We start from the raw sequence: 19,183 nt of genomic DNA on the forward strand, positions 1-19,183 counted from the left end.
ATCCATGGCTTTTCTGACCGATCGCAAGCGCGTCGAGGGACTGGGGCCCGCCGGGTCCGGCACGATGCACCACTGGCACCAGACGGTGCTGTCCGCGGCGCTGGTGATCCTCGTGCCGCTGTTCGTCTTCACCTTCGGCGCGGTGCTCGGCGCTCCTTGGCCCGAAGTCGTCATCTACTATTCCCGTCCCTTGCCCGCGCTCGTCGCGCTGCTGACGCTGGTGGTGGGCTGGATCCATTTCGCCAAGGGCGTGCAGGTCCTGATCGAGGACTACGTCTCGGGCACCGCCCGCAAGGCCGCGATCATCGCGACCACCTGTCTCAGCTATGCCGCCGCGCTGGCCTGCGTCTATGCGCTGGCCCGGCTGGCCCTGTAAGTTCCGGAGAATTCGACGATGGCAGCCTATGAATACGAGACCCACGAATACGACGTCGTCGTCGTGGGGGCCGGTGGCGCCGGTCTTCGCGCGACGCTCGGGATGGCGGAACAGGGGCTGCGGACGGCCTGCGTGACCAAGGTGTTCCCGACCCGGTCGCATACCGTGGCGGCCCAGGGTGGCATCGCCGCGTCGCTGGGCAACATGGGCCCCGACAGCTGGCAATGGCACATGTACGACACCGTCAAGGGGTCGGACTGGCTGGGCGATACGGACGCCATGGAGTACCTCGCCCGCGAGGCGCCTAAGGCCGTCTATGAGCTCGAGCATTACGGCGTGCCGTTCAGCCGGACGGAGGAGGGCAAGATCTACCAGCGGCCCTTTGGCGGCCATACCACCGAATACGGCGAAGGCCCCCCGGTGCAGCGCACCTGCGCCGCCGCCGACCGGACCGGCCACGCGATCCTGCACACGCTCTACGGCCAGTCGCTCAAGCAGAAGGCCGAGTTCTTCATCGAATACTTCGCCATCGACCTCATCATGTCCGAGGATGGCACCTGCCAGGGCGTCCTGTGCTGGAAGCTCGACGACGGCACGCTTCACCTGTTCTCCTCCAAGATGACGGTGCTGGCGACGGGTGGCTACGGTCGCGCCTACTTCAGTGCCACGTCCGCCCACACCTGCACCGGCGACGGTGGCGGCATGGTGGCGCGCGCCGGCCTGCCGCTTCAGGACATGGAGTTCGTGCAGTTCCACCCCACCGGCATCTACGGCGCCGGCTGCCTCATCACCGAAGGCGCGCGCGGCGAGGGCGGATACCTCACCAATTCCGAGGGCGAGCGTTTCATGGAACGCTACGCTCCCACCTACAAGGACCTGGCGTCGCGCGACGTGGTCAGCCGCTGCATGACAATGGAGATCCGCGAGGGCCGCGGCGTCGGCAAGAACAGCGACCATATCCACCTGAACCTGTCGCATCTTCCGCCCGAGACGCTGCACCTGCGCCTTCCGGGCATCTCCGAATCGGCGCGCATCTTCGCCGGCGTCGACGTCACGAAGGAGCCGATCCCCGTGCTGCCCACGGTGCACTACAACATGGGCGGCATCCCCACGAACTACTGGGGCGAGGTGCTTGCCCCTACCAAGGACGATGGCGACCGGGTGTCGCCCGGCCTGATGGCCGTGGGCGAGGCAGGCTGCGCCAGCGTGCACGGGGCGAACCGCCTGGGGTCGAACTCGCTCATCGACCTTGTGGTCTTCGGCCGCGCGGCCGCGATCCGCGCGGGCCAGATCGTCGATCCCGAAACCGCCGTGCCCGCGCCCAACATGCGCTCGGTCGAGATGGCGCTTGCCCGGTTCGACGGGCTGCGCCATGCACGCGGACAGGTCGCCACGGCCGAACTGCGGCTTGAGATGCAGAAGACCATGCAGGACGACGCGGCCGTCTTCCGTACCTCCGAGACGCTGGCACAGGGCAAGGAGAAGATGGAGGGGATCGCCGGCAAGCTGTCGGACGTGTCCGTCACCGACAACACGCTGATCTGGAACTCCGACCTGATGGAGACATTGGAATTGGCCAACCTCATGCCCAACGCCGTGGCCACCGTGGTCGCCGCCGAAGCGCGCAAGGAAAGCCGCGGCGCCCACGCGCATGAGGATTTCCCCGACCGCGACGACGAGAACTGGCGCAAGCATTCGCTGACCTGGTTCAAGGGCGACCGGATGGCCCCGGACCTCGGCTATCGGGGCGTCCACGTGAACCCCCTTACCAGCCACAACGATGGCGGCATCGACCTCAAGAAGATCGCGCCGAAGGCCCGTGTCTACTGATCGCGCCCTCCTGACCGTGCTTGGTCGCCTTGGCGCAGTCTGTGGCCTCTCGGCCCTTGCCGCCTGCATGCCCACCGGGCCGGAGGCGCGGCGGGCGAGCTATCTCGACTGCGCGCGCGATCAGGGGGTCACGGTTCGGGGCGGCACCATCGTCACGCGCGGGCCGGAGGATCTGGCGCGGCTCGACGCCTGCCGGGCGGTGCCGCGATGAAGGGTCTGTGGCTCACCGGGGCGCTGTTCCTTGCGGGTTGCGTGGCCGATGGCCCCCGTCCGGCGTTCACGGCAGGCGACGGGGTGACGCCGGGCCTCGCCTCGTGTCTGTCCGCGATCGGACGCGCCGACGTGGCAGCCGACCCGGAGGCGCCGATGTCCGCCGTCGAGATCCAGGGCCTGCTCACCTGCACCGCAGAGCGGGCGCGCCGCTGATGGTGTCCGAGGCCCCTCTCGTCGCGCCGCGCGTCATGGGCGTCGGCACGCATCACAAGACCGGCACGCTCTGGATGCGGGCGGTGTTTCGCAGGCTGGCCGAGAGTGCCGGAATCGAGGCGCATACCGTCTATCCGGCCAGCGGCGAGCGGCTGATTCCCGACGACCGGCGCGTCTTTTTGTTCCAATGGTCGTCGCAATTCCCCGAGGCCATCCTCGACCGGCCGGACGCGCGCATTCTGCACGTCATCCGCGACCCCCGCGACGTGCTGCTTTCGGGCATGCATTATCATCGTCGCGCGCCCGAGGGCGGCGAGGAAGTGCTGCACGAGGCCCGCGACGACTTGGACGGCCGAAGCTATCAGCAGCATCTCAACACCCTGCCCGACGACACGGCCCGCCTGATGTTCGAGATGGGCGAGCGGCACGCGCGCACCCTGGCCGAGATGACCGCCTGGGACTATGCCCGCCGCACGACCGTCGAGGCACGCTACGGGGATCTCATCCGCGACCGCGACGGACGCCTGTTCCGCGAATACCTGCGGAACCTGGGCCTGACCGAGCCGGAGGTCGCCGTGGGCCTGCGGGCCTTCTGGGACACCGCCCTGTTCGGCGGTCTCGCCCGCGACGACGACCGCAGCCCCCGCGTGCGCGCCCATGTGACCCACGGCGGTGCCGCGCAATGGCGCGCCGACCTGCCGCTTTCCGTCGCCCGCGCCTATGCCGAGCGTCACGGCGAGGCGCTTGTCACGCTGGGCTACGAGGATCACCCCACCGCCTGGCTTGAGGAACTGCGTCATGCCGCCGCCTGACCGCCAAGCCACCTCATTTCGCGCAGGCCAGCACGCCTGGCCAACGACATCCCCGAGGAGGACATCATGGTCCAACTGACCCTTCCCAAGAACTCCCGCATCACCGTGGGCAAGACCTGGCCCAAGCCCGAGGGCGCCAACAACCTTCGCAAGTTCCAGATCTATCGCTGGAACCCGGAGGACGGGCAGAACCCGCGTCTCGACACCTACTGGGTCGATCTGGACACCTGCGGCCCGATGATCCTGGACGCCCTGATCAAGATCAAGAACGAGATAGACCCGACGCTGACCTTCCGCCGCTCCTGCCGCGAGGGAATCTGCGGGTCGTGCGCGATGAACATCGACGGCGTGAACACGCTGGCCTGCACCTGGGGCATCGACGACGTGAAGGGCGACGTGAAGATCTATCCGTTGCCGCACATGCCGGTCATCAAGGACCTGATCCCCGACCTCACGCACTTCTACGCCCAGCACGCCAGCGTCATGCCCTGGCTTGAGACGAAGTCGAACACGCCGGCGAAGGAATGGCGCCAGTCGATCGAAGACCGCGAAAAGCTCGACGGACTTTACGAATGCATCATGTGTGCGTCCTGCTCGACGGCCTGCCCGTCCTACTGGTGGAACGGCGACCGCTACCTTGGTCCGGCCGCGTTGCTGCATGCCTACCGATGGATCATCGACTCCCGCGACGAGGCGACGGGCGAGCGGCTGGACGATCTTGAAGACCCTTTCAAGCTATACCGCTGCCACACCATCATGAACTGTACCAAGACCTGCCCCAAGGGGCTGAACCCGGCCAAGGCCATCGCCAACATCAAGAAGATGATGGTCGAACGTCAGCTTTGACGGACCATGCGCCCGGCGGGTGGCAGCCATGCGTCATCCGCCGGTGTGCTGCGCTGCGGCAACGCCTATGTTACGTGCACGTAACAAGACGGACATGGGAACGACCACAATGAGCGAAGTCAATCAAGCCACGGATAGTGCGGCGCAAAAGGCTCTCGACGCGCTGAACCAAGCCTGGGAATACTACTCGGCGGAGCCCGAGCCGGCCACCGACGACGACACCAACGACTATCCCATCGCAGCCTGATCGCCGCGCCTGCAAAACCCGCCCCGCCGTTCGCGGCGTGACGACGACGTGAAACGCCCCACCGCCGGTGCACGGCATCGACGGATCGGGGCCATCGCGCTACACTCCTCGATCAAAGGAGTGCCGGAATGACCAGATCCCTGATCCTCGCCCTTGTCTTGATGCCCGGTGCCGGTGCGGCCTTGGCTGAGCCCGCGCGCTATGAGCTCGACCCTGCGCATACCGTCGTCTCCTTCATGGTGGACCACGTCGGCTATTCACAGGTTCTGGGCATCTTCGGCGAGGTCTCGGGCGGCTTCACCTGGGATGACGAGACACGCGAATTGAGCGACGTCGAGATCACGGTCGAGACCGCCAGCGTCGACACCTTCGACGACGCCCGCGATGAGCACGTCCAAAAGGGCGATTTCCTCGCCGTCGCCGATCACCCCGCCATGACCTTCACCGCCGACGGCGGCACGCCCACCGGCGAGACGACCGGCACCGTGACGGGCGATCTGACCCTGCTCGGCCTGACGCACCCCTTGACGCTCGACGTCACGCTCAACAAGGCCGAGGTCTATCCCTTCGGGCACCAGAAGTTCACGCTGGGCCTCTCGGCCTCCGGCAGCCTGATGCGTTCGGACTGGGGGATGGACTACGGGGTGGCCAACGGGCTGGTGGGCGACGAGGTGGCGATCACCATCTCGACCGAAGCAATCCGGCAGGACTAGCCCTTCACCGCCCCGTCGATCAGGGCCGAGACGATTATTCGTTGCAACGCGACGAAGACCGCCACCGCCGGGATCACCGCGACGATGCAGGCGGCAGCCAGGATCTGCGTCGTCGACGCGCTGGTGGAACCGGCGAAGTTGAAGATCGCTACCGAAATCGGCCAGTTCGCATCGCTCTCCAGCAGGATGAAGGGCACGAGGAACTGCGACCAGTTCATGATCATCGTCAAAATGAAGGCCGAGGCGAGGCCGGGGGCTGCCAGCGGCAGGGTGATCCGCGTGAGGATCTGCGCGCGCGACGCGCCGTCGATGGCGGCCACCTCCTCGATCTCGATGGGGATGGCGTCGAAGCTTGCCTTCAGAAGCCAGACTGACAAGGGCAGGCCAATGGCGCCATAGACGGCGATCACGGCGAGGTCGGTGTCCAGAAGGCCGATCCGGTCGATCCATGCGTAGAGCGGAATGAGGATGACCAGGGGCGACACCATCTGCACCGCGAGGATACCCAGCATCACCGCCGGTTTCGCGCGGAAGTCGATGCGCGAACAGGCGTATCCCGCAGGCACCGCCAGCACGACGGCCAACGCAGCGCCCGATGCCGCCAGCTTGACCCCATTCCACAAGTAGATGGCAAAGGCCGGGTCGCGCAGGATGGTGGCGAAGTTGCCCCACGTCGGCGCCTCGGGGATCAGGCGGGAAGCACCCAGATAGACCTCCGCCGGGGTGCGCAGCGACAGGCTCAGCAACCAGACGAAGGGCGCGGCGAAGAAGACGGCGACCAGTGCCGCGCCCATGTAAGTCAGCGCATCGCCGGCCCTTCCGGTCATGCCCGCATGTCCCGCCGCCCCAGCGTCACCCAAAGCACCAGCGCCAGCGCCATGGCGAGCGCGAACAGCAGGATCGCCAGCGCGCTGCCCCCGGCCAGGTCGAGGTTGTAGAAGACGGTGTTGAAGGTGAAGAGCGCCAGCACCTCCGTTGCCCGACCCGGGCCGCCCCCGGTCAGGGCCAGGATCGCGTCGAAGGTGTTGAGGGTCTGCACCGTCACCAGCACCGAATTGACCAGCACCGCACCGCGCAACAGGGGCAAGGTGATGCGCGTCAGCACGGTGAAGGCGCGCGCACCGTCCACCTCGGCCGCCTCGTAGATCACGGGGTCGATGGCCCGCAGCGCGGCATAGAAGACGATCATGGAAAACGCCGCCCCCTGCCAGGTGTTCGCGATCACCGCCGAGACCAGCGCCATCTGCGGGTCCGAGAGCCAGGCCACCGGCCCCAGCCCCACACTTCCGAGCAGACTGTTGAGCCCGCCGTAGGGCGCCTCCGAGAACAGGATCTGCCAGATCAGACCGTTGGCGATGCCCGGCACGACCCACGCCGCCAGCACCAGCGTCCGGAGCGCCGTCATCCCGCGCAGTCCCCGGCGCTCCCCCCGCACGATCAGGAGCGCGATGGCAAGCCCCACCCCCTGCAACGCGATGACGCTGGCCAGCGTAAACAGGGCAGTCGTGCCAAGCACCTGCGGCAGGGCCGGGTTCGACAGGACGGCCGCGACCGCGCGCGTGGAGACTTCGGTCGCGGGCCGGATCAGCGTCGCGTCGCTGAACGCCAGCCGCAGCACGTCAAGGACGGGAACCGCGTAGAACAGTGCCAGCATCGCCAGCGCGGGCATCAGCCAGGGCAGGGCCGGGGCGTCGCCCGGCGTGGGGCTGGCCCGCCTCAACGGCGGTCGTAGGCCGCCTGCACGGCGGTGGCGGCGGCGTCCAGCGCCTCCTCCGGGGTCGCGCTGCCCGACAGGACGTCGCCCAGCATGATCTGGATCTGGTTGCTGATCTCGGGATAGATCGCCGCCCCCGGACGTGCCCGGCCGTTCTCCAATGCCGCGGCGAACAGGTCGTATTCGGGCCCGGCATAGACGTCGTAGTCGTCGTAGATGCCCGCCGAGGTGGGCAGAAGCCCCTGCAACGCATTGCCCGCGCCCGCATAGATGTCGCGCGCGATCAGGGCGCACATCTCTATCTTCTCGGGGTCGTCGCTCAGCGCGCCGATGGACCAGCCGCCCGCGCCGGTCGCGCGCTGATCCGCCGTCGGGCCGGGCAGTTCCGACACCTCCCAGGCGGCGAAATCTTCGGGCGGCAGGGTCTGGCGCAACTGTCCGTATTGCCAGTTTCCGCCCACGAACATCGCGGCCGATCCGGCGGCCGCGGCGGCGTTGAAGGCGTCGTAGTCGGTGATCGCCGTTACCCGCGACGGCGCCGCACCGCTGTCCACCAGTCCCTTCACATACTCCAGCGCGATCAGCATCCGCGCTCGGTTGTCTCCTTCGGCGAAGACCGGCGCGCCGGCGTCATCGACCAGCCGCCCGCCCTGCGCCCAGAAATTCGCCAGCCAGTCGAAGGCCGTGCCTTCCCAACGGCCGCCGTTGAACAGGAAGCCCTCGCTGCCCTGCCCGGCCGCCGCCAGCCCGGCGGCTTGCGCCTCCTCCCAGGTTTGCGGCGCTTCGGGCACCAACCGCGTGTCGCGGTAGAGGACGCGCAGGTCCGTGAACCACCACCAGGCCAGCACGTTGCCCTCGGCGTCGATCACCGCGTCGCGAACATAGGGAAACAGGTCGTCCACGGCCGCCGCGTCGAAGACCGCGTTCATCGGCTGCAACACGCCGGTGTCGCGGAACAGCGCGATCTGGCTGCTATCGATCATGGCGCAATCGGGCCCACGCCCGGCCTGCGTCTGCTGAAGCAGGCGCGCCTGTTCCTGCCCGATGTTGCCGGTCGACAGCTGCGTGTCGATCCGCCAGCCGGGATGCGCCTCGATGAAATCGGTGAACAGCGCCTCGAACCCCTCGCGCGTCGCCGGGTCGGAACTGTAGAGGTCGAACGCCGTCAGGCGGAAGCTCAGCGACTTCTCCGCATCCTCCGGGCCGACGCGGTTGCGGGTGATGAGGTCCTGCGCCACGGCGGGCAGGGCGGGCGTCAGCGCGACCAGCGCGGCGAGGATCGGTCGGATCATGGGCAACCTCCGGGGTTCAGGCAATGATAGGCGCAGGATATTCCCTGCCAAGGGGCCACCTCATCCGGCATCCTCGAACTCTGTGGCGAAGACGGCGCGCATCGCGTCCATCCGCTGCGCCGGGCGGTCTGGCGAGGGGATCATGCCTGGGCCGAAGATGTTGTCCGGCAAGCGGTCGAGCAGTGCCGCGTCGCGCGACATGACATGGATCGGAACGTCGGCCGTCGCGTCGGGCCCGGTCAGAAGCTGCGCCGGCTGGTGGTCGCCCAGCACCACGATCAGCGCGTCCTCCGGCTGTCGCGCAACCCACTGGCCGATGACCTCCAGGCTGTAGTCGAGCGCGAGCGCATATTGCGTGCGGATGCGGTCCGGGTCGGCCCAGACCTCGCGCGGTGTGTCGCCGTCGCGGTGGCTGCCGTCGAAGACCGATCCGTCGCCGATCTCCTCCCACGGCAGGATGCGGGGCAGGGGGGTCCAGGGCGCGTGCGAGGTGATGAGCGCGGCCTCCACCATTACCCGCTCCGTGCCGCGCAGCCGGTCGTCGAGCGCCGTCAATGTATACTGGTCCGGCATCGTGACCCATTCGAAGGGCTGCCCGCGATAGCCCAGCCCGGCCGCGTCCAGCGTCACGTCGTATCCGAACCAGGCGGCCTCGGGCCAGTCGAGCGTGATCGCGGGCATCACCGCCCCCGTCCGCCAGCCCGCTTGGCCGAACAGCCGGTTGAGCGATCGACGCTCCGACGTCATCAGCCGGTCGTAGCGCGCCTGCCCGTCCACCCAGAGCCCCGACAGGAAGGTGCCGTGGTTCAGCCAGCTCTGCCCCCCGCGCGAGGCCGCCGTGAGCCAGCCACTCCGCGCGTGCCAGCCCGCCTCCGCCAGCCGCGCCTCGACGGCACGCAGCCGGTCCTGCGCGGCAGGAGCAAAGGGCGCATCCTCGACAAAGGACCGGCCGTAGGATTCCACGAAAACCACGATGACGTCGCGCCCGCGCAGCGCCGCGAACCCCGGCTGGCCCACGTCGTCCTGCGGCAACTCAGCCGCGAAGGCGCGCAGGTCGCGAACGGCGTCGGTCATGCGGCCCAGGCGCCGGGCCGTCTCGGGTATCAGGTCGGCCGTGACGGGCGCGCGGGGCACCGCAAGGCCGGCCAACCCCGCAACCAGCAGCAGCGCCGACACCGCCACCGCAGCCCGCCTCGCCACGCCGCGCAGCCGCACCAGCGCCGAGAGCGCCCACCACAGAGCCGCCGCGACCGCCCCGACCGCCAACACGGCCGCCGCGATCAGCGCGAGCGCCTGCGCCCGGCCGATGCTGCTGGACAACAGGTCCCAACCCGATACCAGCAGATGCAGGTCCAGCGCGGGGTTGAACGGGCGGCTGAAGGCCTGGAAGGTGCCGATGTCCGCGATCCGCAGGATCAGAACCCCCGTGGCTCCCGTGACGACCGCCGCCCGCAGCCACCAGGCGCGCAGGATCAGGAGCGCAAGAAGGATGATCGGAAGTTCGATGGGCAGCAGAAGGAAGGTCCCGATCCCCATGTCCCTTGGCCGGCCCGGAAACCGCAGCACCGCTTGCAACAGGACCACGGCGAGCACGGCACCCGCCCAGAGGCGCGGCGGGGTGCGGGGCGATGGCGTCATATAGGGGTTCCTTCCTGTCCGGGCGGATCGGGGCCGCGCTGCGCCTGACCCTGTCTGTCGCGGTTCTGGCCTTGCTCTGGGTCTGGCTGGACGGCGCGACGATACTCCGCCGTCTCGTCGCGGCGCAACCGGGATGGGTCGCACTGGCGATCCTTGGGGTACAGGCGCAGACCATCGCTTCGGCCTGGCGTTGGCGGCTGACGGCAGAGGCCCTCGGCCGTCCGCTGAGGATGGGGCGGGCGGTGCGCGAGTACTACGTCGCGGGGCTTCTCAACATGACGCTGCCGGGTGGGGTCGCCGGCGATGCCGCGCGCATCGCACGGGGTCGGGACGCCGACGGCTGGCGCGCCGCCGCCGCCCCGGTCGTGGTGGAGCGTCTGGCGGGCCAGATCGCCATGTGGCTGCTCGCGTCGCTGGGCCTCGCCCTGTCGCCGCTCATGCTGGGCGCGCCGGTGTGGGTCGCTGTCGCCGGGGCGGTCGCGGCGGCAGGCGGCGCGGGCGGTGCCGTCCTTGGCGCGCGCCGCGCCGGGGGCGGGGTGCGGGGCCTGCTGCATCGGGCCTGGGTGGCCGACGGCGCGTGGCGGGCGCAGGTCGTCCTGTCGCCTGCCATCGCGGCCAGTTACGTCGCAGTTTTCATCCTCTGCGCCCGTGCCCTGGGGCATGAGCTGCCCCTGGGAGCGGCACTGACGGTCGTGCCGCTGACGCTCCTGGCGATGACCCTGCCGCTCTCGGTCGGCGGCTGGGGCCTGAGGGAGGGGGCGGCGGCGGCGCTCTGGCCGCTCGCCGGGCTCATGGCTGCGGACGGGGTCGCGGCGGCGGCGCTCTATGGACTGGTGTGCCTTGCGGGGGCGCTGCCGGGCGCGATGTTCCTGTGGTCGCGGCCCGCCTGAGCCACAGGATGTCGCGCCCGAAGGACCAGGCCAGCGTCGCTACAGCCGCGCCCCCCAGCCAGAACGCCCATTCCTGCGGCAAGCCGGGCACGAACAACAGGCAGAGCGTCGCGATCTGCTGCACGCAGACGGCCTTGCGCGCCCAGGACGGCGGCAGATCGCGCGTCAGCGAAGGGACGATCCGCCCTGCCAGGACGAAGGCATAGCGCGGCAGGCCGAGGAGCAGGACCCACGCCCCCATCCCCTGCGTCCGCCACAGAAGCAGCGTCAGCACCAGCGCGAATGCCGCATCAACCTCCATGTCGAAACGCGCGCCGAACCGCGAGGCGAGGCCCGTGCGCCGCGCCAGCGTCCCGTCCACCCCGTCGAGCGCCAGAAGCGCCGCGACCGCCGCCACCAGCGGCCAGCCGTCGAACGGACCGCCCGGCCCGTGCAGCGTGGCAGCCGCCAGTACGGCCACGCCCGCCGCCCGCAGCGTCGTGACGCCGTTGGCCGCGCCGAACCGCCGATGGGGGTGGTACGCTGGCAGGAACGTCCGAACCGCTGCCATGACCCCGCCCCATAGCATCCCGGCCATCACCGCGCCCGAGACACCGCCCGCCACGAACCAACCGCAGAGGATCACCGCGGGCGCCAGAGCGAGCGCCATGCGACGCGCACCGGCTGAGGGATGATAGGAGACGGACATGTCCGTCAATATTGTGAACGGGTCCGCCCCGGCAAGGGGGCAGCGCGGTCAGAGCAGGCGGTCATGGACCGTCCTGCCCCGGCGCAGCGCCGTCACCGTGGAGCCTGCGACGATGACCCAGAGCGCGACGGCCAGCACGGCGCCCGGCGCGACCCAGGGCGACAGGACCGCCGCGCCCACCGCCGCAACCGTCACGGCCGCCATGCGGTGCTGCTTGGCCATCGGGCCGCGATAGTCCGCCGCCTGCCCGAGCGACACGCCGAAGGCGCGCAGGTAGGCCACGAAGACGGCCAGCACCGCCGCGGCCCATCCCAGCCAGGGCTCGCCCGCGCCCATACCCATGCCGACCAGGATGGCGATGTCGGCGGGACGGTCCGGCACCTCGTTCCAGAAGGCGCCCGCCGGTCCGCCGCGCCCCGCCTCGACCGCCAGCATCCCGTCGAACAGGTTGCAGAGCAGCCGGAGCTGCACCATCGCCCCCCCGATGAGCAGCGCGGCGATGGCCCATCCCCCGTCCGCCCAGGCCACCGCGGCCAGCGACAATCCGGCCAGCACCGCCGCCACGACGCTGAAAGCCGAGACCTGGTCGGGGGTGATCCGCGTCTCGGCCAGCCTTCGGGTGACGGCGCGCGCCCAGCCGGTGTCGCGGCTCGTCAGGGGGCGGCGGTTCTTCGTGCCGGTCATGCGCGTCTCCGGTCGTTGAGGTAGCTGAAGAGGAGGACATAGCTGCCCGAGACGGCGAGCGGCATGGCCACGGTGGCCGCCGACTCGGGCGTGCCCGCGACCAGATGCGCGGCGACCAGAAGCGTGGCCGACGCCGCCAGCGCCGCCAGCGCGGGAAGAAGCGACCCGCCGATGTGCCGCGACAGCGCCTCGACCCCGCGCTTCAGGCCCGCGGTCAGCGCCGCCGACAGCGCCCCTTGCGTCGGCACCGCGATCATCGGCGCGGGCATGGGGTGGATGCGGGTCGCCAGCACCGCCCAGCCCCACATCAGCACGAAGGCCACCGCCATGCGCAGCGGGGTGGAGCCGAGCATCCCCCTCATGTCCACCAGTAGCGGGTCAGGTGAAAGAAGATCGGCGCCGAGAAGACCACCGAATCCAGCCGGTCGATGAACCCGCCGTGCCCTTCGATCGTGTGGCCCCAGTCCTTGACCCCCCGGTCGCGCTTGATGGCCGACATGACCAGCCCGCCGAAGAAGCCCATGATGGCGATGACGAAGGCCATGACCGCCGCCTGAAGCGGCGTGAAGGGCGTGATCCAGTAGAGCATCGCCCCGATCGCCGTGGCCGACAGGACGCCGCCCGCGAACCCCTCGACCGTCTTGCTGGGCGACAGACGGGGCGCGATCCTGCGGCGGCCTATCAGCTTGCCCCAGACGTATTGCAGCACGTCCGACATCTGCACCACCACGATGAGGAAGGCGATCAGCAGGACGCCGCGTCCCTCGTGTCCGGGGATGTCCAGCGTCAGGAGCGCGGGCACATGGCTCGCGCAGAAGACCGCGATCATCAGCGCCCACTGGATCTCCGCGACGCGCACCAGGAAGTTCGTCGTCTCGCACCGCAGGGCCGAGACGATGGGACCCAGAAGGAAGGCATAGACGGGGATGAAGATGGAATAGATGCCGTATTCCCCCGCCCAGACCAGCCAGTATTGCAGCGGGATGACCACGAAGAAGGCGATGGCCAGCGTCCAATGGTCGGCCCGCCGCGCGTTGGTCAGCGTGACGAATTCGCGCAACGCCGCGAAACTGCACAGCGCGAACAGGATCACCACGCCCGTCCGCCCGGCCAGGAAGGCCAGCGCGATCAGGATGGCCATGACCCACCAGGCCCGGATGCGGGCCACCAGGTTCTCGACACCCTCGTTTCGGCCGTCGGGCGACAGGCGGCGTTGCAGGACGTGGCCGATCAAGGTCGCCACGACCAGAAGGCCGCCGATCCAAGCCAGAAGGACGATCAGGTCGGGGATCATGCGGGCGTCTTCGACGTCGATGCGGTCTCGGGCGCGAGCGCCAGCAGAGCCTCGCGCGATCGGGACAGGAAGGCGTCCTTGCCCTCGCTCGGCGTGAGCCGCACCGGCGCGCCCAGCCGTACCCGGCAGAGCAGGGGGATGGGCACGATCTCGCCCTTGGGCATGACCCGGTTCAGGTTCTCGATCCAGACGGGGACCAGATCCACCTCCGGCCGTGCGAGGGCCAGGTGATAGAGACCCGACTTGAAGTTCAGCAGCGGCCGTTCGGTCAGGTTTCGCGTGCCTTCGGGAAACAGGATCAGCGACGACCCGCGGTCCAGCGCCTCGGCCATCTGCTCGACTGGCGCCTTGCGCGGGCCGGTGCCGGTGCGGTCGATCAGGACGGCGTTGAACACATGCCGCCCGATGAACCGCTTGAGCGGCGAGGACAGCCAGTAGTCCGCCCCGGCCACCGGCCGCACGTCGCGGCGCAGGCGATGCGGCAGGATCGTCCAGATCAGGACGAAATCGCCGTTGCTGCAATGGTTGGCGTAATAGACGCGCCTGCCGGGGACAGGCTCCACACCGTCCCAGTCGGCGCGCACGGCCGTGACGAGGCGGGCGAGCACTTCGATGGCGCCCGCCGTGGCGGCGGCGGCGAGGTGGGTCAGGGTGTCGCGCATGTCATGGTCCGGTCGGTCATCCGGCCGGACCCTAGCGATGCCCCCGCGTCAGGAACAGGTGCGCCCACCTAGAAGTCTCGCCGGACCGGCAGCGGGGACACACTCGGCTTCGGCCAGCTGCGTCACGACGCGGCCCTTCGCGTCGATCGGCACCATGGGGGCGGAGCCGGCGTCGTACTTGCTCCACATCCCGCCGCGCAGCCCGGTCTCGTAGAGCAGGCCCTGGCGCTTGGCCTCGTAGTAGTAGCCCTTGGCATACCACATCATCGCCTCGTGCTCGTCGCCGCCCGAAAGGATCCAGGCGCCGCGCAGATAGCGGGTAGCGTATTTCAGGTGCGTTTCCGCATCCAGAAGCTCCGCCGGCTCGCCGCGGAAATTCACGCCCCGCGCCGTGGCGGGCAGGATCTGCATCATCCCCCAGTAGGGGCCGTTGCGCGCGCCGGGGCGATAGTCGCTTTCGCGCTGGATCACGCGGTGCAGCAGGCTGCGGGGGATGGAATAGGCATCGGCCCACTTGTTCACCAGGCTGCGGACGGCGGGCGTCTCGCCGGGGTAGAGCGGCACGGTCGGCGGCGCGGTGCGGGTGGCGTCGGGCGCGGTCGAGGCGCAGGCCGCCAGCACGAAGACCAGCGGCAGAAGGAATCGGAACATTGGGGGCATCCCTCGGCATCTTGATTTTTGCAACGTCGTTACCGTCGGCGCGTCGATCCGCACAGTCCGGCGTTCCGCGTCGGCAGCCATCCGCCCATCGCGTCTTGTCAGCGCGGCCGCCTTGCGGCACCCCGGAGCCATGGAAACCCTGCTCTACCGCCTCCAGGCCCTGGCCCTGCGCGCGCTCCTGCTGCTGGTATCCGTGCTGCCGCTGGCCGCGCGGCGCCGGGTGCTGGGCTTTGTCACCGAATGGGTCGTGCGCCTGTCGCCGCTGCGACGGCGGGCCGCGCGAAACCTGGCGCTGGTCTGGCCCGATCGGCCGCAGGCGGAGCGCGACGCGATCCTGGCGCAAGCCGCGCGCAACGTGGGGCGCACCCTGACCGGCATCTGGTTCAACGACGATTTCGCGGCCGAGGTGGCCGATCTCGACCCCGAAGGTCCGGGTCTTCGGGCGCTGCGCGATGCGCGCGCGGCGGGGCGCGGGGCCATCGTCGTTTCCGGCCACTTCGGCCAGTGGGAGGCGATCCGCCACGTCCTGCGCCGCGAGGGCATGGAGACGGGCGCCATCTACCGCCCCAACAACAACCCCTTCTACGAGCCGATCTTCCGTGCCGGCATCGAGCGGGGCGGGGCGCCCATCATTCCCAAGGGGCGGTCGGGCTACCGCCAGATGCTGGGCCACATCCGGTCGGGCGGCTTCATGGCGCTTCTGCCAGATCAGCACGTCTCCGACGGCGAGGTGCTGCCGTTCCTCGGCCATCCCGCCAGGACCTCGCTCGCGGCGGCGGAGCTTGCGCTGCGCTACGACCTGCCGCTGGTGCCTGCCTTCGCACCCGAAGGCGATACCGGCCTGCGCGTCGTCTTCGAGGAGCCGATCCCCCACACCGACGCCGCCACGATGATGCATGCCTTCAACGACCGGCTGTCGTGGTGGGTGACGCGCCATCCCGCGCAGTGGCACTGGCTGCACCGCCGCTGGAAGCCCTATGGAAAGCGGCGTCCGCGCTGACGCTCCGTTCACCGCCAAGCGCCAGACGGATGGCGCACGCCCAAGGGGCCGGTTCGCCGCGCCGACGACCGCAAAGGGGGACTTGCCCAGCCGCCGCGTGGCAGGATCTAGAGGACGGTCGGCGCGTTCCGTCGAACCGGAATGTCGTCGAGGGCAGTTTCATCGCCGATCCCGACAGCCGCGCATTGGACCGCTCGATCCGCGCACGCGCGCTTCGAGCCTGCCCTAAACGACCTTTGCGGCGGTAAATGCGGCGAGCCGAACCTGTGGCATTTCGTGATTGTCGGGCTTACGGTTCCGGACCTGCCGTTACAGCGCTACATCCGTCTCGACCATATGCGCGAAATCCGGGTCGACGTCGTGGGCGCCCCCCGGAACCTCCTGTGGAACGCACCTTCTTTGCCCAGGTGCCGGTCGACAAGAACATGTCGCCGCGGTCTTCACGAGGTCGGAGCGTCACGGCCGTATCAGGGCTTCGGCCGCATCGTGTCACCCGGCAGGAAAGTGGGCACGAGTTCGACCCGCCGCTCGCCATCGGCGAAGTCATGCAGCCCCGCGACGATGCGCGCCGCGACCTGCCCGGCCTCCCGCCGGCGGCTGTCCACGGTGGCGAGCTTTCGCGGCAGCCCGTCGAGAAGCGCGAAGGCGTTGAACCCGGCGAGCCCCAGGTCGCCCCCCACATCGAGGCCGCGTTCCAACGCATAGAGCAGCCCGCCCGCCCCGGTCAGGTCATTGGTGTAGAACAGGAAATCCAGGTCGGGTGTGCGGTCCAGCATGGCCTGCGTCATCTCACGCCCCTTGGCGAAGCCGGACCAACCGGAATAGGCCATCTGGTCGGCCAGGGCGATCCCGTTCTCCTGCAAGGCCCGCTCCAGCCCCTCGATCCGCTTGCGGGCGCGGTGATCGCCGTCCATCTTCGTACCCAGCACGCCCACGCGTCCATAGCCCCGCGCCGCGATCTCGGTGCCCACCTGATAGCCCGCGCGCCAGTGGCTGATGCCCACGGCGGCATCGACGGGATCGCCGTCCACGTCCATCACCTCGACCACGGGCACGCCGCAGTTGGCCAGCATCGCGCGGCTCGCATCGGAGTGTTCGAGACCCGCGATGATGACGCCGGAGGGTCGCCAGGACAGCATCTCGAACAGGACCTTCTCCTCCTTCTCCGGGTCGTAGTTGGTGGCACCGATCACGGGTTGCAGGCCGGTGTCGGCCAACACCTCGTCCACGCCGGCCAGCATCTCGGGAAAGACGAGGTTCGACAGGCTGGGCACGATGACGGCCACGAGGTTGACCCGGTTCGATGCCAGCGCGCCCGCGATCTTGTTGGGAACATAGCCGAGCCGCCGGGCCGCCTCCATCACCCGCACACGGGTCTTTTCGCTGACGTCGCCGCGGTTGCGGAGAACCCGGCTGACGGTCATCTCGCTCACGCCCGAGGCTTCGGAGACGTCACGGAGGGTCAGGTGGTGGTGGCGGGTGTTGCTGCGGGTCAATCGGACCTCCCCCGGGAACATTCGCTCGCTGATAGCGCGCACGGCCCCCTGTGGACAAGCAGGCCCGCGCGGCGCTATGGCAGAACCGTGGTCCCGTGGCTCAACTGGATAGAGCAATCCCCTCCTAAGGGATAGGTTGCAGGTTCAAGTCCTGCCGGGATCACCAGTTTCCCCCTGGCCGTCTGGTCGCGAATGCCGAAAGGGCCTGACGTGGCCCGATCAATGACGTCGATCCGTTCACGGCGCTTTCCTGGTTCTCTAGCGTCGCTCCCATGCGGACCTTGCAAACCCTGTTCAGCGATCTCGATGCCTCGGCCCTGACCGCATGGACGGGGATCTGCGACGATCCGGGATACGATCCGACGTGCTGGACGCTCTCGGTCCTGTCGCGGCGCGACGACCCCGATATCGCCCGGATCGTCCTCTGTGCCACGCATCGCGACGGACGGACGGTCGGTTGTGGTCAAGCATGAGCTTCGGCCGGATGCATCCGAAGGGTTCGCGGCGCAGTATCACATGCTTCGAACGGTCAGGGCCGCCTGCCGCTGGGATGACCGCCTGAACGTCCCCCGGCCGATCCATCTCGACGTGGAACGCCGGGCGTGCCTGCTGGAATACGCGTCGGGCGAAATCATGTCGAATCTGATGCGTGCGTCGCGGGACGATCCGGCGGCGCAGGCCGCGCTGCTTCGCCGGGCGGGGACATGGCTCGACCGGTTTCACGGTGACCAACTCGATGCGCGCCGGCCGTTTCGCCCGAAATTCACGCTGCGCTGGTTCCGCCGCCTGCGGGACGAGATCGAGCGCGGCGACCGCTCCGTCCCCCATTCCGACGTTTTCCTGCGGGGCGTTCGGATGCTGGAGGCGATCGCGCCCCGCTTCGACGGCGGACAAACGGCATCCTGTGCCAAACATGGGGACCTGCACATGCGCAACCTGATCCCGTCGGACCGGACCGTCTGGGGCCTCGAAGTCTCCAAGGCAGATCCCGCGCCCGTGGTTCACGACATCGCCAAGCTCCTGTTCGACCACGTCAGCCTGTTCGTCGCCCCGTCCGAGATCCCCGCGGGCGGGGGTGATCCCAGCCTGGGTATTGGCAGCGTTCTTCGATGGCTATGGCGTGGTCGGCGCGGACGACCCGAGCGTGGGCTTCCTTGTCTACGTCAAGATCCTGTCCGCCTGGCTGCACGTCCCGGCCGATCCGGGTCGGCGCACCGCAGCCAAGCAGCGGACATTGGACCGTCTGCTCCCGATCGCCGAACGCGCGTTCGCCCAAGGGTGACCTTCGTTTTGTGCGGCTGAAATGACTGATCATTGCGGGTGGGGCGTTTCCCAACGTCCATGGGACAAATATCGACCGCACCCGTTGACGGAATGAGGAGGGACGATGGCGCCCGCTGATCCGGAAAGAACGATCCGAGAAAATACCGTCACCGGGCGTCTGGGCTGGCGGCTGGGTTACGATCGGCCAATCGGAACTGCCCGGCGGAGCGGGGGACGCCGGACCTACGGTTCTCATATGCCGCGCGGGCGGGGCTCGGCAGGTCTGCAGTCGGTGCACCGCCGGATAACGGGCGCATCAGTCATGGAGCCTGACCTGGCACCTGCTTCGCCCGTCCTGCCCCATAAGACGAGCATCGGGCAGGCCTCGGTTCCGGGCGAGCTTCGGAAGATCAGCGCGCCGTGCGTCCATCTCCTGCGCCCGTGATCGACTGTGCCAAAGTCTGCGCAGGAATCCTGTCGAACGCGTAAGCCGAACGACCGGCCCTTTGTCGCTCTGGGGAACATCCTCCGCAATCCGCGTGTTGGCGATTGTCCGGTCATGCACCAAGGGGGATCACGCGTTTGAAGTGCTGCAGCGCGCTACCACGTCGATGTGACGGCAGGGACCGGCTGATCCCGGTCGCACCCCGCA

General features: G+C 68.9%; 23 protein-coding genes and 1 tRNA gene. 13 read left to right on the plus strand and 11 right to left on the minus strand.

The genetic code is table 11. The annotated features are described in order from the left end of the window. Positions 1–4 precede the first annotated feature (4 nt). From JAN5088_RS00705 to JAN5088_RS00730, 8 genes are all read left to right on the plus strand, one after another. Positions 5–376, plus strand: coding sequence for a succinate dehydrogenase, hydrophobic membrane anchor protein (locus tag JAN5088_RS00705; protein ID WP_055680878.1), 372 nt, complete (start codon positions 5–7; stop codon positions 374–376). An 18-nt stretch (positions 377–394) separates the two neighbouring features. Then, complete coding sequence (gene sdhA, locus JAN5088_RS00710; RefSeq protein WP_055680879.1) at positions 395–2,206, plus strand: succinate dehydrogenase flavoprotein subunit; 1,812 nt, start codon at positions 395–397, stop codon at positions 2,204–2,206. Next, positions 2,196–2,417 carry a hypothetical protein gene (locus JAN5088_RS18485; protein WP_144431842.1) on the plus strand — a complete coding sequence of 74 codons (222 nt, stop codon included), beginning with the start codon at positions 2,196–2,198 and terminating at the stop codon, positions 2,415–2,417. Before sdhA ends, JAN5088_RS18485 begins: the two co-directional genes overlap by 11 nt. Further along, positions 2,414–2,632, plus strand: a complete 219-nt coding sequence (locus JAN5088_RS00715) for a hypothetical protein (protein ID WP_055680880.1) — start codon at positions 2,414–2,416, stop codon at positions 2,630–2,632. The genes JAN5088_RS18485 and JAN5088_RS00715 overlap by 4 nt, the downstream gene beginning before the upstream one ends. Continuing rightward, a complete protein-coding gene (locus JAN5088_RS00720) occupies positions 2,632–3,444 on the plus strand; it encodes a sulfotransferase domain-containing protein (protein WP_055680881.1) in 813 nt (270 codons plus the stop codon). Before JAN5088_RS00715 ends, JAN5088_RS00720 begins: the two co-directional genes overlap by 1 nt. Before the next feature lie 66 nt (positions 3,445–3,510). Continuing rightward, the gene (locus JAN5088_RS00725) at positions 3,511–4,290 is read left to right on the plus strand and encodes a succinate dehydrogenase iron-sulfur subunit (RefSeq protein ID WP_055680882.1); all 780 of its coding nucleotides are present in this window, start codon (positions 3,511–3,513) and stop codon (positions 4,288–4,290) included. A gap of 109 nt (positions 4,291–4,399) precedes the next feature. Then, complete coding sequence (locus tag JAN5088_RS18785) at positions 4,400–4,537, plus strand: hypothetical protein (RefSeq protein WP_158448454.1); 138 nt, start codon at positions 4,400–4,402, stop codon at positions 4,535–4,537. 128 nt (positions 4,538–4,665) lie between these two features. Next, the gene (locus JAN5088_RS00730) at positions 4,666–5,250 is read left to right on the plus strand and encodes a YceI family protein (protein ID WP_055680883.1); all 585 of its coding nucleotides are present in this window, start codon (positions 4,666–4,668) and stop codon (positions 5,248–5,250) included. Here JAN5088_RS00730 and JAN5088_RS00735 read toward each other — a convergent pair. From JAN5088_RS00735 to JAN5088_RS00750, 4 genes are read right to left on the minus strand one after another with little or no spacing between them, the layout of a single operon-like run. Further along, positions 5,247–6,077, minus strand: coding sequence for a carbohydrate ABC transporter permease (locus JAN5088_RS00735; protein ID WP_055680884.1), 831 nt, complete (start codon positions 6,075–6,077; stop codon positions 5,247–5,249). The two genes, JAN5088_RS00730 and JAN5088_RS00735, sit on opposite strands and share 4 nt — an antisense overlap. Further along, complete coding sequence (locus JAN5088_RS00740) at positions 6,074–6,970, minus strand: carbohydrate ABC transporter permease (RefSeq protein ID WP_233489681.1); 897 nt, start codon at positions 6,968–6,970, stop codon at positions 6,074–6,076. Before JAN5088_RS00740 ends, JAN5088_RS00735 begins: the two co-directional genes overlap by 4 nt. Next, on the minus strand, positions 6,967–8,256 hold the full coding sequence (locus JAN5088_RS00745) for an extracellular solute-binding protein (protein ID WP_055680886.1): 1,290 nt from the start codon (positions 8,254–8,256) through the stop codon (positions 6,967–6,969). The genes JAN5088_RS00740 and JAN5088_RS00745 overlap by 4 nt, the downstream gene beginning before the upstream one ends. Positions 8,257–8,316: 60 nt before the next feature. Further along, the gene (locus tag JAN5088_RS00750) at positions 8,317–9,894 is read right to left on the minus strand and encodes an alkaline phosphatase family protein (RefSeq protein ID WP_074962381.1); all 1,578 of its coding nucleotides are present in this window, start codon (positions 9,892–9,894) and stop codon (positions 8,317–8,319) included. Between JAN5088_RS00750 and JAN5088_RS00755 the strand changes: the two genes are divergently transcribed. Beyond that, on the plus strand, positions 9,885–10,784 hold the full coding sequence (locus tag JAN5088_RS00755; RefSeq protein WP_055680888.1) for a lysylphosphatidylglycerol synthase transmembrane domain-containing protein: 900 nt from the start codon (positions 9,885–9,887) through the stop codon (positions 10,782–10,784). The genes JAN5088_RS00750 and JAN5088_RS00755 overlap by 10 nt on opposite strands. Here the strand turns inward: JAN5088_RS00755 and JAN5088_RS00760 are convergent. The 6 genes from JAN5088_RS00760 to JAN5088_RS00785 form a co-directional block, all read right to left on the minus strand. Beyond that, entirely contained in the window at positions 10,684–11,433 is a 750-nt protein-coding gene (locus JAN5088_RS00760; RefSeq protein ID WP_082429766.1) for a CDP-alcohol phosphatidyltransferase family protein, read from the minus strand. The genes JAN5088_RS00755 and JAN5088_RS00760 overlap by 101 nt on opposite strands. Before the next feature lie 87 nt (positions 11,434–11,520). Beyond that, positions 11,521–12,156, minus strand: coding sequence for a CDP-alcohol phosphatidyltransferase family protein (locus JAN5088_RS00765; RefSeq protein ID WP_055680890.1), 636 nt, complete (start codon positions 12,154–12,156; stop codon positions 11,521–11,523). Continuing rightward, complete coding sequence (locus tag JAN5088_RS00770; protein WP_199502135.1) at positions 12,153–12,509, minus strand: hypothetical protein; 357 nt, start codon at positions 12,507–12,509, stop codon at positions 12,153–12,155. Before JAN5088_RS00770 ends, JAN5088_RS00765 begins: the two co-directional genes overlap by 4 nt. 5 nt (positions 12,510–12,514) lie before the next feature. After that, positions 12,515–13,450, minus strand: a complete 936-nt coding sequence (locus JAN5088_RS00775; RefSeq protein ID WP_055680892.1) for a phosphatidate cytidylyltransferase — start codon at positions 13,448–13,450, stop codon at positions 12,515–12,517. Further along, positions 13,447–14,112, minus strand: a complete 666-nt coding sequence (locus JAN5088_RS00780) for a lysophospholipid acyltransferase family protein (RefSeq protein WP_055680893.1) — start codon at positions 14,110–14,112, stop codon at positions 13,447–13,449. The genes JAN5088_RS00775 and JAN5088_RS00780 overlap by 4 nt, the downstream gene beginning before the upstream one ends. A 48-nt stretch (positions 14,113–14,160) precedes the next feature. Then, the gene (locus JAN5088_RS00785) at positions 14,161–14,763 is read right to left on the minus strand and encodes a lytic transglycosylase domain-containing protein (protein WP_074962379.1); all 603 of its coding nucleotides are present in this window, start codon (positions 14,761–14,763) and stop codon (positions 14,161–14,163) included. 139 nt (positions 14,764–14,902) lie between these two features. Here JAN5088_RS00785 and JAN5088_RS00790 point away from each other — a divergent pair, with 139 nt between their 5' ends. After that, positions 14,903–15,772: a lysophospholipid acyltransferase family protein gene (locus JAN5088_RS00790; RefSeq protein ID WP_055680894.1), complete on the plus strand. Its 870-nt coding sequence runs from the start codon at positions 14,903–14,905 to the stop codon at positions 15,770–15,772. A 467-nt stretch (positions 15,773–16,239) separates the two neighbouring features. Here JAN5088_RS00790 and JAN5088_RS00795 read toward each other — a convergent pair whose 3' ends face one another. Continuing rightward, positions 16,240–17,268 carry a LacI family DNA-binding transcriptional regulator gene (locus JAN5088_RS00795; RefSeq protein WP_233489682.1) on the minus strand — a complete coding sequence of 343 codons (1,029 nt, stop codon included), beginning with the start codon at positions 17,266–17,268 and terminating at the stop codon, positions 16,240–16,242. An 89-nt stretch (positions 17,269–17,357) separates the two neighbouring features. Here JAN5088_RS00795 and JAN5088_RS00800 point away from each other — a divergent pair. The 3 genes from JAN5088_RS00800 to JAN5088_RS00810 all read left to right on the plus strand — a co-directional run bounded on the left by JAN5088_RS00800 (position 17,358) and on the right by JAN5088_RS00810 (position 18,570). Further along, a tRNA-Arg gene (locus JAN5088_RS00800) sits at positions 17,358–17,434 on the plus strand. Positions 17,435–17,540: 106 nt separating this feature from the next. Beyond that, entirely contained in the window at positions 17,541–17,741 is a 201-nt protein-coding gene (locus JAN5088_RS18790; protein ID WP_055680896.1) for a hypothetical protein, read from the plus strand. Further along, complete coding sequence (locus JAN5088_RS00810) at positions 17,728–18,570, plus strand: phosphotransferase (RefSeq protein WP_055680897.1); 843 nt, start codon at positions 17,728–17,730, stop codon at positions 18,568–18,570. The genes JAN5088_RS18790 and JAN5088_RS00810 overlap by 14 nt, the downstream gene beginning before the upstream one ends. The last annotated feature ends 613 nt before the right edge of the window (positions 18,571–19,183 follow it).

This window comes from Jannaschia rubra, assembly GCF_001403735.1.
GTDB lineage: Bacteria > Pseudomonadota > Alphaproteobacteria > Rhodobacterales > Rhodobacteraceae > Jannaschia > Jannaschia rubra.

Bases quoted from the DNA above. Each gene is read 5' to 3' on its own strand.
- JAN5088_RS00705 (WP_055680878.1), top strand. From the start codon at position 5: ATGGCTTTTCTGACCGATCGCAAGCGCGTCGAGGGACTGGGGCCCGCC.
- sdhA (WP_055680879.1), top strand. From the start codon at position 395: ATGGCAGCCTATGAATACGAGACCCACGAATACGACGTCGTCGTCGTG.
- JAN5088_RS00715 (WP_055680880.1), top strand. From the start codon at position 2,414: ATGAAGGGTCTGTGGCTCACCGGGGCGCTGTTCCTTGCGGGTTGCGTG.
- JAN5088_RS00720 (WP_055680881.1), top strand. From the start codon at position 2,632: ATGGTGTCCGAGGCCCCTCTCGTCGCGCCGCGCGTCATGGGCGTCGGC.
- JAN5088_RS00725 (WP_055680882.1), top strand. From the start codon at position 3,511: ATGGTCCAACTGACCCTTCCCAAGAACTCCCGCATCACCGTGGGCAAG.
- JAN5088_RS18785 (WP_158448454.1), top strand. From the start codon at position 4,400: ATGAGCGAAGTCAATCAAGCCACGGATAGTGCGGCGCAAAAGGCTCTC.
- JAN5088_RS00730 (WP_055680883.1), top strand. From the start codon at position 4,666: ATGACCAGATCCCTGATCCTCGCCCTTGTCTTGATGCCCGGTGCCGGT.
- JAN5088_RS00735 (WP_055680884.1), bottom strand. From the start codon at position 6,077: ATGACCGGAAGGGCCGGCGATGCGCTGACTTACATGGGCGCGGCACTG.
- JAN5088_RS00745 (WP_055680886.1), bottom strand. From the start codon at position 8,256: ATGATCCGACCGATCCTCGCCGCGCTGGTCGCGCTGACGCCCGCCCTG.
- JAN5088_RS00755 (WP_055680888.1), top strand. From the start codon at position 9,885: ATGGCGTCATATAGGGGTTCCTTCCTGTCCGGGCGGATCGGGGCCGCG.
- JAN5088_RS00750 (WP_074962381.1), bottom strand. From the start codon at position 9,894: ATGACGCCATCGCCCCGCACCCCGCCGCGCCTCTGGGCGGGTGCCGTG.
- JAN5088_RS00760 (WP_082429766.1), bottom strand. From the start codon at position 11,433: ATGGCGCTCGCTCTGGCGCCCGCGGTGATCCTCTGCGGTTGGTTCGTG.
- JAN5088_RS00765 (WP_055680890.1), bottom strand. From the start codon at position 12,156: ATGACCGGCACGAAGAACCGCCGCCCCCTGACGAGCCGCGACACCGGC.
- JAN5088_RS00770 (WP_199502135.1), bottom strand. From the start codon at position 12,509: ATGCTCGGCTCCACCCCGCTGCGCATGGCGGTGGCCTTCGTGCTGATG.
- JAN5088_RS00775 (WP_055680892.1), bottom strand. From the start codon at position 13,450: ATGATCCCCGACCTGATCGTCCTTCTGGCTTGGATCGGCGGCCTTCTG.
- JAN5088_RS00780 (WP_055680893.1), bottom strand. From the start codon at position 14,112: ATGCGCGACACCCTGACCCACCTCGCCGCCGCCGCCACGGCGGGCGCC.
- JAN5088_RS00785 (WP_074962379.1), bottom strand. From the start codon at position 14,763: ATGTTCCGATTCCTTCTGCCGCTGGTCTTCGTGCTGGCGGCCTGCGCC.
- JAN5088_RS00790 (WP_055680894.1), top strand. From the start codon at position 14,903: ATGGAAACCCTGCTCTACCGCCTCCAGGCCCTGGCCCTGCGCGCGCTC.
- JAN5088_RS18790 (WP_055680896.1), top strand. From the start codon at position 17,541: ATGCGGACCTTGCAAACCCTGTTCAGCGATCTCGATGCCTCGGCCCTG.